Here is a 14,322-nt window from a genome sequence, read left to right on the forward strand (position 1 = left end):
ACCACGGTTACCGCACTGGAAATGTCAGATTTTCCGGTGGTCATGGGCTCAATTTTATTTATTGCTTTTATATTTGTGGTGGTCAATATACTAGTAGACATCTTATATGCCTTTGTTGATCCAAGGGTTAAGCTCGCTTAAAATGAAAATATTCCTCATCGGTTTTATGGGTTGTGGTAAAACCACATTGGCAAAAAAACTTGCCGTACGGTTAGGCTATCAGTTGATAGACCTCGACCATTTAATCGAAGAAAAATTGGGCACTACGGTAGCTTCTTTTTTTGCAGAACATGGCGAGACCGCATTTAGACAGCTGGAAAGCGACACCCTGAAATCGCTTGATCAGGACCAGAATGCCATTATTGCCACAGGCGGAGGTACTCCATGCTATTTCGATAACATGGCATGGATGAACGCTAACGGCAAGACCATTTACATCGAAATGCCGGCAGCCGCTTTAGCGAAAAGACTGGAGAATGCAAAGACCAAAAGGCCATTGATCAAAGACCTTGATCATACTGCATTGCTCCATTTTATTAAACAAAAATTGTTAGAACGTGCACCTCACTATGAACAAGCAATGTTTACGGTGAGTGGTATAAACCTGAGTGTAGAAGATCTTAAAGTTTTGATCCTCGCTAACGCTTAAAGGTTTTCTTCCTTAAACTGTTCTTCAATATATTTAATCTTGGTTTTGCCATGTGGCAGGGGATTGCCATCCTCATCAACATTTACAAAAACCATTCTGTCAATCGTTAAAATGCTTTTGCGGGTAATTTTATTACGTACTTCACAACGCATGGTTAAAGAGGTATTTCCAAAACTTACCGCCGTTATTCCCATCTCAATGATATCTCCCTGTCTTGCAGAACTTACAAAGTTAATTTCTGAAATATATTTGGTTACCACCTTTGCGTTTTCTAATTGCACAATGGCATAGATAGCCGCTTCTTCATCAATCCATTTTAATAAACTGCCGCCAAATAAGGAGCCATTCGGATTTAAGTCTTCTGGTTTTACCCACTTTCTGGTATGAAAATTCATGTTTTTTTGAGCAATTTATGAATTTCGCGGTAATTAACTTACCTAAATTTCTTTTTCATCATCGATTGATCTACTGATAAAGGACCGGAACCTACTACCCAAAAAAGTACAAGTAATAACAACACCAGCACAGAAAGCCATAATTCTGAATTCAGCATAGTGAATCCTTTAGAAAGGTTAACAAAAAAGATGGCACCCAGCAGTACTGGAATTTGAATGACTACAGCAAAGCGCGTAAGCAGGCCAATAATGATTAATATACCGCCTACAAGGTGTATAAAAGCAACAATATGGATAACCAGACTGGACATCAGTCCGGAGAAACCAAAGACATTGTTTTGAAGTATTAAATCTTGTGAGGCATCATTATTACTGATCAGTGCGATACCTTTGAAGAAGATCAACAACCCTAAGGCAATACGGACAATATCCAGCCATTTAGTTCTGTGCAGATCTCCCCAGTGTTCAACTTTATTAATAACGTTCATAGAATTCCTTCATTTTGAGCGAAGGCCTCTATTAAAGTTATGGATTTTAGTACTGATAGTCAAGTACTTTAAGTATTTGTTATACAGGTTTCCACAAATGCTCATCTTCATTTTGCAGAATAGCAGAGAAGGTTGATCGTGGTGTGAGGTCTAAATAAGGGTAGATTACCCTTGATAAATAAAGGCCATGGGGTTGTGCCGGTGTAATGAGTCTTGGTGTCTGTTTGCTAATCAAATGGCCTTCAAATTCGTCTACGCTGAGTTCGCCATTTCCAATCTTCAGCAATTTCCCCATCAGGATACGGATCATTTTACCTAAAAAACGATTGGAGGAGATCTGAAACCTGATCCGGTCGCCACTGTCATCTACCAGCAACCTTGCTGATTTAACATAACATAAAGTGTGTTCGTACTTGTCAGGACTTGTGCAAAATGGGCGGTAATCAGTATACTGTGGCAGCAGGGCCACAGCTTGTTTCATTTTGTCCAGATGCAGGTTCTCCATTAAATAATAAGAACTCAGGTTATTTAAGAATGGATTTTTATAAGTATGGATAAAGTAGTCATAAGACCGTTGTACAGCATCAAAACGTGCATGTGGCAAGCCTTCCATAGGTATCACATCGTATACCGCAATATTTGCCGGCAATACTTTATTGAGGCGGAAGATAAGGTCAAAATCCCATTCTTTCTCAATGTCCATGTGGAAAAAAAACTGGCTGGCGTGTACCTGTGCATCAGTACGGCCGCAGCCGTTAATGGCCACAGGTATTTTTAGGACCTGCGTTAAGCACTTCTCCAATACACCCTGCACATTTAATACACCGGGCTGTTTTTGCCAGCCACAATACTGGGTGCCATGGTAGCTGATATGAACAAAGTACCTCATGCCTTATTTTTTGCCTACTCTTTTATTCAGTTCTTCAATAGGCATGTTCAACATTCTGCCTACAGGTTCCTTGCCTTTATAAGTAATGACCCTCAATAAGGTAGCATCTTTTGGCGCTATTAACTGCTCTGTATATTTAGGATAAAAACGGTCTGGGTAAGAGTTGTCGAAACTGTAATAGATATCTAATCCTTCTACTTCAGTACTGAGCTCCACAACAAGGCTTTTATCGGCTGTTCTGGATGCTTTAAAGATAGGGTCGTAAACACTTGGTGCATATTTCGTTTCCGCTACATCAAACCTTTTAAAATGCTGTTCTACCTTGGCAAAAAAGGTGTTGAAGTTTTTCTTTTCTTTTGGCGACCATACAGATTCTGCAATGGCAAATCCTCTCGGCCAGATCATGTACTCCACTTGTCGTATATTATAAATCTGCTCTGTCCATAAATTCGCTTGTCCACCTTTAATATATGCTGGATCTACGCCTGCAGGAATTGGATCAAATTCATAAGTTTTACTTAAGCGCAGGGATGCATAAACTTTAGGCTCGAACATCACATCACTCTGCATATAATCTAAATAGGCATAAGTACTTGGGGCCATCACTACCTGGTATTTTTTCTTTGCCGCTTCAATACCATATTTATCGCCACGCCATGCCATAATGGCTACGTTGGTAGATGGGGCACCGTCCAAAATTTCATCCCAGCCCATAAACTTCTTGCCCTTTGATTCTACTATCTTTTGTACCCTGCCAGAAAAGTAGCCCTGTACCTGGTGCATGTTTTTTAATCCTTCTTTCTTCATCAAAGCCAGGATAGCCGGATTTTTCTCCCAATAGTTTCTTGGTGCTTCATCGCCGCCCATGTGGATATATTCAAATGGAAATAATGCGGCAATTTGCGTAATAATGGTATCTAGAAATTCGTATACTTTTTCATTAGCCGGGCAAAGCGTATTGTCTACTAAGGCTATCGGTGGCGCTCCTTTTGACCAGTCCATAATTTGTTCTCCAGAGCGTACACGGTAGTTCGTTGCACCCGGCGTGCAGGAAAGCTCTGGGTAGGAGGCTATGGCTGCCAGACTATGTCCGGGAACATCTACCTCGGGCATGATATCTATAAATTGATCTTTTGCGTATTTAATGATTTCTTTAAGGTCTTCCTGTGTGTAAAAACCACCATAGGTTCTGGGTTCATCTGCTGCGGGTGGTGCAAAAGTACCAAAGTTACCTATTTTCTTTACGCTCCAGGCACCCACGTCAGTCAGCTTTGGTAAGCCTTTTATTTCTATTCTCCAGCCTTCATCATCTGTAAGGTGCAGGTGCAACACATTAAATTTATAGCGGGCCATGTTATCAATGTATTGTTTGACTTCATTCTTGGTAAAAAAATGACGTGCTACATCAAACATTAATCCTCTCCAACCAACACGGGGGTAATCTATGATTTCTACACATGGCGCTTTCCATTCAATGTCTTTAACAAGGTCTTTGGCTTCTATTTCTTTGGGAAACAATTGCAATAGGCTTTGCACACCATAAAATAAACCTGCTTCTTCATTTGCGGTGATGATGATGGAGCCCGGTTTAACAGATAGCTGATAGCCTTCTTTGCCCAGTTGTTTGTTGTTTTTGCTGTTGATGATTAACCTGATGGTCGCTTTGGCCGTTGTGCTGTGTGTAGCACTTACATAATGACCTGTGGGCACGGTTAACCGCTCCTGAAGGTAATCTACCACAGATTTCATAGCCGGAGTAGAGGCTGCCTGAATGATGACATTCTCAGGCAAGATGAAATGTCCTTCAGTTTTTATAGTGGACACTGGTTCTGGAATAATAGCAATTTCTGGAGGTAAAATGGCCATCGCTTCCATGTTTGTCATGGTGTTTATGGTATTGATCTCCTGTGCAATGGTTGAATTAAACAGAAACAGGAACAATATAAAGGGAAGGTTTCTTTTCATTGCTGCAAGATATCAATAAAAATCTTGACATAAGGAAACGAATTTTGATCTCCCATTGATCTTACTTCAAAGCATCCAGTGTTTTGAAGAGTTTTTTATTGATTCCAGAGCCAGAATAATTATTGATATTGATGACCACAACGTATTTTTTTCCAGATGGTGCTGTGTAATAACCGGCATAGGCAGACACATCATTGATGCTGCCACTTTTTAACTGCATGCCATTATTTTCAGGTAATGATTTATAGAAATCGGCAAACCAGGGTTCTTTTTGCGACTGGAATAAAATGTTGGCCATGGCATAGGTGGTAACACGAGTTGCTGGTGATAAACCACTGCCGTCAACGATATTCAATGCATTTTTGTCAATTCCTTTTTCTTTCCAGTAATTGATAACAATATCAACACCATTGGCTGTTGTGGCAGGTTTGCCTGCTTTCCATGCCAGGGTTCTGATGAGGTGTTCCCCATACAGGTTGATACTTTTTTTGTTGAACCAGTAGATGATCTGACTTAAAGAAGGTGAACTGATGCTGGCCAACTCATGTACGGAAGTGGGTAAAGGCAGGTGATCTGCTTTTAGTTTTCTTGCTGTTGTAATAGCTGTACTTGCTACACCAAGACGTTTGAGGGTATCTTGTAAACGATAGGCAACATCATAAGCCGGATCGGGTAAGGCTGCGGCGATGCTGTTTTTTCCAATTCCCATTCCCCATGTACCTCTTAAGTAAGCGATGGAAGAAAAGGAAGGCAAAAAGGCATAGGCATTATCGCCAGTACCTTGTGCTCCTGTTTGAAGTTCATTTACAATCTGCAGGTAAGGCATGGCTGGTTGTACTTTTACTAAAGTAACAGGCTGATTGACTTGTGCATTAGGCTTTAAATAGATGTCGAATTGGTTTTCGCGCCAGCTCAAGGCTGATGGGGAGGCACCATAATAATTTCCCATATCTTGCCATGTCCAGCCTAATGGAGTGGTGCTGCTGCCCCAGGCACTGTCATCACCGATAATACGACCTTCAATTTTATTGATTCCTGCGGCCTTCACTGCTTTTACCAATTGATTGAGCACCTCATTTTCTTTGCTTTGTGCATAACGCCAGGAGCCTAAAGTTGGATCTCCTCCGCCAACAATGATCAAGTCGCCTTTAAGCACGCCATTTGTTAGGGTTCCGCTATAGGCTAATGTTGTCTTGTATTGAAAGTCTTTACCCAATATGCCGAATGCTGTTGCAGAAGTAATGGTCTTTAAAGTAGAGGCTGTGGCTAAGCCTATGTTTTCATTCCTGCCAAAAATAAGTTCGCCTGTATTGCCATCTAATACGCAGAGTGAGGTCAGTGCATATTTCGCCTGCTGATCTGTGCTTAACACTTTATAAGCTTGTTCCAATTTCTGTACAGGGCTTTGTGCATAAACAAAAGTTTGCAACAGCAGCAGTGTAGCTAGGACAATAGGACGTTTTAACTTCATTTTTGAGGAGATTTTATTCAAAAAAAATGTGATGCTATAACAAGTTTTACAACTGTTTAAGCATCACATTCTATGTATTAATTAATTTATATAAGTTCAGTTCTCAATAAATATTCAGCAATCTGTACAGCATTGGTTGCTGCACCTTTACGTAAATTATCAGCAACGATCCATAAGTTAACCGTATTCGGCATAGACTCATCTCGTCTGATACGGCCTACAAATACTTCATCTTTTTCATGAGCATCAATAGGCATTGGGTATTTCAGGTTAGCGATATCGTCAACAACAATAATGCCTTCTGTTTGCTCTAAAAGTGCTCTTAATTCGGCAACATCATATTCATTCTCAAATTCAATGTTTACCGCTTCAGAGTGACCACCCATTACAGGAATACGAACTGTAGTTGCCGTAACCCTAACGTTATCATCACCTAAGATTTTACGGGTTTCCAAAATCATTTTCATTTCTTCCTTGGTGTAACCGTTTTCCTGGAATACATCAATTTGTGGAATTACATTCAAATCAATGGGGTAAGCATAAGCCATTGGTCCTTCGATACCTTTACGCTCATTCATCATTTGCTCTACTGCTTTTACGCCAGTACCTGTTACAGACTGGTATGTAGAAACAACAACACGTTTAATTTTATATTTATCATGCAAAGGTTTTAAGGCAACAACCATTTGAATGGTTGAGCAGTTAGGGTTTGCAATAATTTTATCGTCAATAGATAGTTCATGTGCATTTACTTCTGGAACGATCAACTTCTTAGATGGATCCATACGCCATGCAGATGAATTGTCGATTACAATAGTTCCAGCCTCAGCAAAGCGTGGCGCATGTTGCAATGAAGTTTCTCCACCAGCAGAAAATAACGCTACATCAGGTTTCATCGCAATAGCCGTATCAATATTTACCACAGCATACTTCTTACCCTTAAAAGTGATTTCTTTACCTACACTCTTCTCTGATGCAACTGGAATTAACTCAGTTAACGGGAAATTACGTTCTTCTAACACTTTTAACATAACAGTGCCTACTAAGCCTGTGGCACCTACGACTGCGACTTTCATTGTTTATTTTTGTTCTTGGTTCAAATAATTGATTATATCACCAAATATGGTGAAAATTTCTATTGTTAGCGCACTAATTTTGTATTGATATAGTTATAGCTTTTTTGAATGCTTTCAAATGGATCCATGGAAAAATTCTCCTGTTCTAAAAAGGGATATTTCAAACCTGCCAGTTTGGTGCTTTCAAAAACCTTTTGGAAGTTTATGCTACCACTTCCCACTTCAGTATTGATTTTTGGGTTCACTTTATCCATGTCTTTAACATGCCACATAGGGAAACGGCCCGGGTATTCAGTAAATAATTTTAGGGGATCGTTTCCAGATCTGAAAATCCAGTAGAGGTCAATTTCAAATTGCACTAATTTAGGATCTGTTTCCTTCAACATTACCTGGTAACCATTGGTATCTCCATAAGGCTTAAATTCGAAATCATGGTTATGGTAGGCAAGTTTCAACCCGGATGCTTTGCAAAGCTCTGCCGCCGTGTTTAATCCTGCCGCTACTTTTTTAAAGCCATCAAGGTCTTTTCGCAAGTGATCTCCTAAGTAAGGCACAGTGATGTACTCTCCACCTGTAGCTTGAGCGGCATCAATATATGATTTCAATTCTTCAGTGCTGCCATCGGTAAAGAATTTATCCATGCCGTAATGCCCACTTGGTGCTTTTAAACCAGTTTCCTTCAGTAGATTATTAAACTCAGCAGGCGTTAAACCCCAGAATTTATCTTTTATAGAATAACCATAAGTCTCTACTTCTTTAAATCCAGCAGCGGCCACTTTTCTGATGACTCCTTTTGGATCTTTGGGAAGTTCATTCCTTAACGAATACAATTGGATGCCAATTTGCTTTTTTGGTGATTTACCACAGGCAAAGCCCGGTATTAAAAACGCTCCAGCGGCTGCCAGGCTGGCTTGCTTTAAGAAATCTCTTCTAGAATTCATAATTTCAATGTTTAAATGTCACAGATTTTAATGGCTGTTCTTAGGGATTGAAGCTTATCTTCTTTTTTAGGGATAAATTCTTGAGCTACAAAGCCCTTAAAGCCTGTTGCCAGAATAGCCTTCATGATAGCTGGGTAATATAATTCCTGGTTATCTTCAATTTCTGCTCTTCCGGGAACTCCTGCAGTGTGGTAGTGGGCAATATAGGGGTGACTGCTTTGAATGGTGCTGATGACATTGCCCTCATCGATTTGCATGTGATAAATATCATAAAGCAGCTTGAAGTTTTCTGATCCTAATCTTTTGGCCAGTTCAACACCCCAGGCAGTATGGTCACACTGGTAGTCTTTATGGTTCAGCTTACTATTGAGCAGTTCCATCACTAATATTACATTGTGTTTTTCTGCTATTTTAATTATTTTTTTAAGGCCTTCAACGCAGTTGTTCCAGCCTGTTTCATCATCTTTTCCTCTTCTGTTTCCACTGAAGCAGATCAGGTTTTTGTAACCAGCAGCAGCTACTTTGGGAATCATTTCTGTATAGTTCTTAATCAATACATCATGAAACTGAGGGTCATTCCAACCATCAACCAGGTTGATTTCAGCACCATTACACATGCTGGAAGTTAAGCCATATTTCTTTAACGTAGGCCAGTCTTTAGGACCCACAAGATCAATGCCTGTAATGCCCATTCCTTTAGCTTCCTTACATAGGGTATCAATATCAATTTTGTCAAAACACCACCGGCAAACAGCATGGTTAATGTTTCCTTTTAATGGTGCAAAGGAAGAGGTTTCACTATTAGCTATTCCAGGAAGGGCAGAAGAAGCCCCTAAAGCGATTGTACCCACAACTATGTTTTTTAAAGCAGTTCTTCTGCTGGTTTCTTTTTGATTCATTGTTATTTATACTATTTGTCCTTTTACTTTATCATCCTTGTCATTGAAGAATAAAGTAAATAATAAAAAGACCACCGCAGCAATACCTGCTGGAATGATCCAGACCATTTTCCAGTCAATTGAACCATCAACATTTTTATAAGTATCAGTAATCAATCCTGCTACCTCAAAGCCAATCAGCATGCCTATACCGTAAGTGGCAAGTGTGATTAAACCTTGAGCTGAACTTTTATATTGATCGCCAGCTTTTGAATTAGTATAGATTTGCCCGGAAACAAAGAAAAAATCATAACATACACCGTGCAGGGCAATGCCAATGATGAGCATATAACTTAAGTCGCCTGCATTTCCATAAGCAAATAAAGCATAACGTACTGCCCATGCCAGCATGCCTACAAGAATAGTTTTTTTGAAGCCAAATCGGGTAAAGAACACCGGTAACAGCAACAAAAAGAGCACCTCTGAAATTTGACCGATGGTCATTTTACCGGTTGGATTATCTAAGCCTACATTAGAAAGAAAAGGGTGTGCATTCTGGTAATAAAAGGCAAGAGGAATACAGATAAGAATGGACGAGATAAAGAAAATAGCGAAGTTTTTATCCTTTAATAATTTCAAGGCATCCAATCCTAATATTTCAGTAAGTTTTACCTTCTCGCCTGTAGCCACCTTTGGTGGTGTTTTAGGCAAGGCAAAGCTAAAGACACCTAAAAGAAGGGAAGCGATGCCGCCCATAAGAAAAGTGTTTTTCAACAGACCGGCTTTTGTAGCGTCTTCAGAATCCCAATGAAAGAAATAACTGATCATTAAGCCTGCCACAATCCAGCCTATAGTACCCCATACCCTAATGGTGGAGAATTCTTTTTCTGGATCTTTCATTTGATTAAAGGATACCGAATTGACCAGTGCCAGTGTAGGCATAAATAAAATCATGTACGACAATACATAGGGGTAGAAAACGGTAATGTCCTGGGCATTGTACATCTGATACATTAATACGGCACCAACTAAGTGTAAGATGCCCAGTATTTTTTCTGCATTAAAAAATCTGTCAGCAATCAATCCAATAATAAAGGGGGCGATAATAGCTCCCCAGGATTGAGTTGAAAACACAGCGGCTGTTTGTGAGCCTGAAGCATTTAAATTGTTGCCTAGAAACGTGCCGAGGGTAACAAACCAGGAGCCCCAGATAAAGAACTCCAGGAACATCATGCCTGATAGTTTAATGCGGTTATTTAGATTCATATTGGTTGATTTTTTCTTTCTGATTTTTAAAGTTCTTTAATTGAAATATTTCTGTACCATACTTCATCACCATGATCCTGCAAGGAAATTTTTCCAGATTTAAATGTTCCGAAGTTTTCCCATTCCGCGAATTTGCTTCCGGCAATTAAGTTTTTCCAGTTTTCATCCCACATTGAAGTGGATACAATTTTCGCCCCGTTGAGTGTAAAATCTAACTTGCCGTTATTGCTGATGATTTCAACTTTATTCCACTCTCCAACAGGTTTTACTGGTTCAGTGCTGCTTTTAACAAGGTCATATAAATCTCCGGCTCTGTGTTTAGTGATCTTTCCATCCGGATGACCTTCATTATCTAAAACCTGCATTTCTAGTCCTGTGCTATAAGTTTGGTCGTATTTTACAGGATCTTCATGCACAAACAACAGGATTCCACTGTTACTCTTTGGTGCTACTTTCCACTCTAGTTTTAAATGGAAATTGCTGTATTCTTTATCGGTTACAAGATCTCCACCATCATTTTGTTTGGCTTTAGGATCCAAATGCAGGGTGCCGTCTTCAGCTTTCCAGCCACTGCCCACGGTTTGTTTTCCATAGGTGTGCCATCCCTGGGTAGTTTTGCCATCAAATAGCTTGACCCATTTACCCTGAACTTGTTGTGCATGAGTGGCACAGCCACTGTTAAACATCGCTGTTAATATTAAAGCAGAGAAAAAATATGTTTTCATCAGGTTTTGATTAGGTTTAAGAAGAGATCACCAGCATATTTTTAAGAATAAGCTGACGATCATTTCATCAATGTAGGAATAGTTTTTTATAGGTCAGAAGGGATCATCATAAAGTGCCTAATGTCCAGCCTTTACGATATTCACGTTTTACATACTGGTTCACATCATCTAAATTGGTGATCTTCATGTTGTCATTATCCCATAATAATTTAATGTTTCGGCCAGGATATATAATTTTACCCTCTGCATTCTTGCGTTGTACATCTACCCCCCTAATGGCAAGGTTAGCCATCAGTAAAGCTTCTGTTAACGGACCAGCAATTTCAAATGGTGAGCTTAACTCCTTTTTACCATAACCAGCAATACTAGCTTCTACCCATTGTGCATAATGACCATCAGCAGCACCTTTTACACGGGCAAATTTCTCTGGAACTTTAATATCCTTATTGCGGCTTAATGGGAGTAAACGTGGGTTAGCACTATAGGTACTGCTCATTAATTTACCTTTAGTACCAATAAATAAAGTACCATTGCCACCATCGCCAAAAACTTCGTTAGCAGCTAATTCTTCAGGTCTTTCCGGTTGTATACCACCGTCCATCCAGTGTACTACAACATCGCCTTGGGTTTTATTGGTTTTCGGGAATTTTAAGATTACGTGACTTGATGGCGGACAGCTATCAGGGAAATAGCCTCGTTTAAATTCATCCACATAAACAGAACCTACACTTGCCTGTACTTCACTTGCATATTTAAGGTTAAGCACGCTGAAAGGAGCTTCCAGTAAATGGCAGCCCATGTCACCTAAAGCACCAGTTCCGTAATCCCACCAGCCACGCCAGTTGAAAGGAACCAGCTTATCTACATATTCTTTGTAAGGTGCCGTTCCAAGCCATAAATCCCAATCCAGTTCTTTCGGTATTTCAGTTTTATTGGCTGACCATGGAATTCCCTGTGGCCATACTGGCCTGTCGGTCCAGGCATACACGGTATGAACATCACCAATTAAACCGGCATCATACCATTCTTTCATTTGCCTTGGACCATCGTTAGAGGCACCCTGGTTTCCCATTTGGGTAACTACCTTATATTTTTTAGCCGCTTCGGTTAATAAACGAGCTTCATAAATATCATGGGTAAGTGGCTTTTGTACATAAACATGTTTTCCCATCTGCATGGCAGCCAGGGTAATGATAGCGTGGTTATGGTCTGGTGTAGAGACAGAGACAGCATCAAAGTTCTTGCCTTCTTTATCAAACATTTCTCGCCAGTCTTTATAGAACTTCGCTTTAGGAAAAGCTTTAACGGTGGTTGCTGCTCTGCGTGTATCTACATCACACAGGTACCCTATGTCTGCTTTTCCACTTTCATAAAATTTAGCTATATCTGACTGTCCTTTTCCACCCACACCCACACCGGCAACAACCAGACGGTCGCTAGGTGCTAAAAATCCTTTACCTCCCAATACATGTCTTGGTACAATCATAAAAGCAGCAGACGCGATGGCCGCTGATTTAATAAATGATCGTCTACTTTCCGCTGTTTTTTCTAACTTTTGTTCTTCCATGGTTCAAGGTTTAGAAGGTTAAATTAAGAAAGATTATTTTTTAAGTGATAAAATATATTTGGCCATTTCTTTAGCATCATCTGGCGCAATGGTAGGGTGTGGTGTCATGGCAATTTCGCCCCAAACACCTTTTCCTCCAGAGATAATTTTATCAGCTAAGTAATCGATATTTTTATCATTCAAAGTATACTTTGCTGCTACATCAACATAGGCTGGGCCTATCACTTTAGTTGTTTTATTATGACAGCCAATGCAGTCAGACTTTGCGATTAATTTTTCTCCAGGAAGATCTGTTTCCAATGTCGATGGAGCAGCACTTTCTGTGGTTTTTGTCGCGTTTTCTTCTGTATTCTTTGAGGTGTCATTGCCACAAGATGCCATTACCAAGGTAAAGCAGCTTATCATTAAAAGTATCTTTTTCATGTCTGTCGTATTAAATTCCTAATATTTTTCTGTTAAAATCTTCATTTCCACCTGAGGCAGCAAAATCATCGAAAGCGCGTGCTGTAACGGGAATAATGTTTTTCTTGATAAATTCAGCACCCTCTCTGGCTCCTGTATTGGAATCTTTAATGCAACATTCCCACTCCATTACGGCCCATCCTGGAAAATCATATTGTGCCAGTTTGCTGAAAATGGTTTTGAAATCTACTTGTCCATCTCCTGGTGACCGATATCTACCTGCACGGTTTGCCCAGCTCTGGTAACCACCAAAAGTCCCCTGCTTGCCAGTTGGATTAAATTCAGCATCCTTTACGTGGAAGGCTTTAATCCGCTCATGATAAAAATCTATATATTGGATGTAATCTAATTGCTGCAATACAAAATGGGAGGGATCATACAGGAGACAAGCACGAGGATGGTTATTTACTTTCTCTAAGAACATCTCGTAGGTAATGCCATCAAATAAGTCTTCACCCGGATGGATTTCATAACAAACATCTACACCGTTATTATCAAATTCATTTAAGATAGGCATCCATCGTTTAGCAAGTTCAGTAAATGCAGCATCTACCAATCCCTCTGGTCTTTGTGGCCATGGGTGGAACATATGCCACAGCAAGGAGCCACTAAAAGTAGCATGAGCTTTTAAACCCAGGTTCTGAGAGGCCTGCGCGGCATACTTTAATTGTTGAACTGCCCATTCTGTTCTTGCCTTTGGGTTATTTTTATAGGCTTGAGGAGCGAAAGCATCAAAAGCCTGATCGTAAACAGGGTTTACTGCAACCAATTGGCCTTGTAAATGGGTTGATAACTCTGATATCTCTAATCCAAAAGAAGCAACTTTCCCTTTTAACTCATCAGCATAGGTTTTGCTTTCAGCAGCTAGCTGTAAATCTATAAACCTGTTATCAAGGGTTGGCATCTGGATGCCCTTAAATCCAAGGTCTGCTGCCCACTGGCATATCCCTTCTAAGGAATTAAATGGCGCATCATCTCCTATAAACTGTGCTAAAAAAACAGCTGGTCCTTTAATTGTCGTCATTGATTATAATTTAAAATCAAACCACTTCTGATCTGATTGTGAAGAAGCTACAACATTTTCAATGAAGGCCATTCCTCTAACCCCATCCGCTGCGCCAGGAAAGTCAAGCATTTCAGGTGTAGGTGTTGTGCCCTCAGAAAGTGCGCTTAATGTTAACGCAAAATTTCTATAGATGTTGGCAAAAGCTTCCAGGTATCCTTCAGGATGACCTGCTGGCGTTCTGCTATTATGCTGTGCATAAGAAGATAAGTAGCTGTTTCCTGTACGGTAAAGCTGTGAAGGGGCATCCTGCCATTTTACTTTCAAAGTATTCGGTTCTTCCTGATGCCATTCTAAGCCTCCTAATTCACCATATACTTTGATGGTTAAAGCATTTTCTTCGCCCGCAGCAATTTGTGAGGCCATTAATAAGCCATTGGCACCGTTATTAAACTTGAGTAATACATTGCCATCATCGTCTAATAACCTGCCCTCAACAACGCGATTAAGGTCGGCACATATTTGAGTGATCTCCAGATCTGCGATG

Annotated in this window: 16 protein-coding genes; 2 read left to right on the forward strand and 14 right to left on the reverse strand. The window is 40.1% G+C overall.

Features of this window, described 5'->3' with window-relative positions; genetic code table 11:
• Positions 1-15: 15 nt before the first annotated feature.
• On the forward strand, positions 16-141 hold the full coding sequence (locus ACR2F7_RS09565; RefSeq protein ID WP_432713365.1) for an ABC transporter permease subunit: 126 nt from the start codon (positions 16-18) through the stop codon (positions 139-141).
• A 1-nt stretch (position 142) separates the two neighbouring features.
• Positions 143-649, forward strand: a complete 507-nt coding sequence (locus tag ACR2F7_RS09570; RefSeq protein ID WP_432713350.1) for a shikimate kinase — start codon at positions 143-145, stop codon at positions 647-649.
• On the opposite strand, the gene ACR2F7_RS09575 is transcribed toward ACR2F7_RS09570, so the two are convergent.
• From ACR2F7_RS09575 to ACR2F7_RS09640, 14 genes are all read right to left on the reverse strand, one after another.
• Entirely contained in the window at positions 646-1,044 is a 399-nt protein-coding gene (locus ACR2F7_RS09575; RefSeq protein WP_432713351.1) for an acyl-CoA thioesterase, read from the reverse strand. The genes ACR2F7_RS09570 and ACR2F7_RS09575 overlap by 4 nt on opposite strands.
• Before the next feature lie 38 nt (positions 1,045-1,082).
• Positions 1,083-1,532: a DoxX family membrane protein gene (locus ACR2F7_RS09580; RefSeq protein ID WP_432713352.1), complete on the reverse strand. Its 450-nt coding sequence runs from the start codon at positions 1,530-1,532 to the stop codon at positions 1,083-1,085.
• A 79-nt stretch (positions 1,533-1,611) separates the two neighbouring features.
• Positions 1,612-2,421: a tRNA pseudouridine synthase A gene (locus ACR2F7_RS09585; RefSeq protein WP_432713353.1), complete on the reverse strand. Its 810-nt coding sequence runs from the start codon at positions 2,419-2,421 to the stop codon at positions 1,612-1,614.
• A 3-nt stretch (positions 2,422-2,424) separates the two neighbouring features.
• On the reverse strand, positions 2,425-4,386 hold the full coding sequence (locus tag ACR2F7_RS09590) for a beta-N-acetylhexosaminidase (protein WP_432713354.1): 1,962 nt from the start codon (positions 4,384-4,386) through the stop codon (positions 2,425-2,427).
• A gap of 61 nt (positions 4,387-4,447) precedes the next feature.
• The gene (gene dacB, locus ACR2F7_RS09595; RefSeq protein WP_432713355.1) at positions 4,448-5,857 is read right to left on the reverse strand and encodes a D-alanyl-D-alanine carboxypeptidase/D-alanyl-D-alanine endopeptidase; all 1,410 of its coding nucleotides are present in this window, start codon (positions 5,855-5,857) and stop codon (positions 4,448-4,450) included.
• Between the two features lie 86 nt (positions 5,858-5,943).
• Positions 5,944-6,933 carry an aspartate-semialdehyde dehydrogenase gene (locus ACR2F7_RS09600; protein WP_432713356.1) on the reverse strand — a complete coding sequence of 330 codons (990 nt, stop codon included), beginning with the start codon at positions 6,931-6,933 and terminating at the stop codon, positions 5,944-5,946.
• A 65-nt stretch (positions 6,934-6,998) separates the two neighbouring features.
• Positions 6,999-7,874 (reverse strand): TIM barrel protein, encoded by an 876-nt coding sequence (locus ACR2F7_RS09605; RefSeq protein WP_432713357.1) that lies wholly within the window; start codon positions 7,872-7,874, stop codon positions 6,999-7,001.
• A gap of 11 nt (positions 7,875-7,885) precedes the next feature.
• Positions 7,886-8,773: a hydroxypyruvate isomerase family protein gene (locus tag ACR2F7_RS09610; RefSeq protein WP_432713358.1), complete on the reverse strand. Its 888-nt coding sequence runs from the start codon at positions 8,771-8,773 to the stop codon at positions 7,886-7,888.
• Positions 8,774-8,779: 6 nt separating this feature from the next.
• A complete protein-coding gene (locus ACR2F7_RS09615; RefSeq protein ID WP_432713359.1) occupies positions 8,780-10,018 on the reverse strand; it encodes a nucleoside permease in 1,239 nt (412 codons plus the stop codon).
• Between the two features lie 26 nt (positions 10,019-10,044).
• Positions 10,045-10,743 (reverse strand): 3-keto-disaccharide hydrolase, encoded by a 699-nt coding sequence (locus ACR2F7_RS09620; protein WP_432713360.1) that lies wholly within the window; start codon positions 10,741-10,743, stop codon positions 10,045-10,047.
• 106 nt (positions 10,744-10,849) lie between these two features.
• On the reverse strand, positions 10,850-12,310 hold the full coding sequence (locus ACR2F7_RS09625) for a Gfo/Idh/MocA family protein (RefSeq protein WP_432713361.1): 1,461 nt from the start codon (positions 12,308-12,310) through the stop codon (positions 10,850-10,852).
• A gap of 33 nt (positions 12,311-12,343) precedes the next feature.
• Positions 12,344-12,733, reverse strand: coding sequence for a c-type cytochrome (locus tag ACR2F7_RS09630; protein WP_432713362.1), 390 nt, complete (start codon positions 12,731-12,733; stop codon positions 12,344-12,346).
• A gap of 10 nt (positions 12,734-12,743) precedes the next feature.
• Positions 12,744-13,796 (reverse strand): sugar phosphate isomerase/epimerase family protein, encoded by a 1,053-nt coding sequence (locus ACR2F7_RS09635; protein WP_432713363.1) that lies wholly within the window; start codon positions 13,794-13,796, stop codon positions 12,744-12,746.
• A gap of 3 nt (positions 13,797-13,799) precedes the next feature.
• Positions 13,800-14,322: Gfo/Idh/MocA family oxidoreductase (locus ACR2F7_RS09640; protein ID WP_432713364.1), on the reverse strand; the 523-nt coding region annotated here is incomplete at its 5' end.

Origin of the sequence: Pedobacter sp. (genome assembly GCF_045628745.1) — a bacterium.
Classification (GTDB): Bacteria; Bacteroidota; Bacteroidia; order Sphingobacteriales; family Sphingobacteriaceae; genus Pedobacter.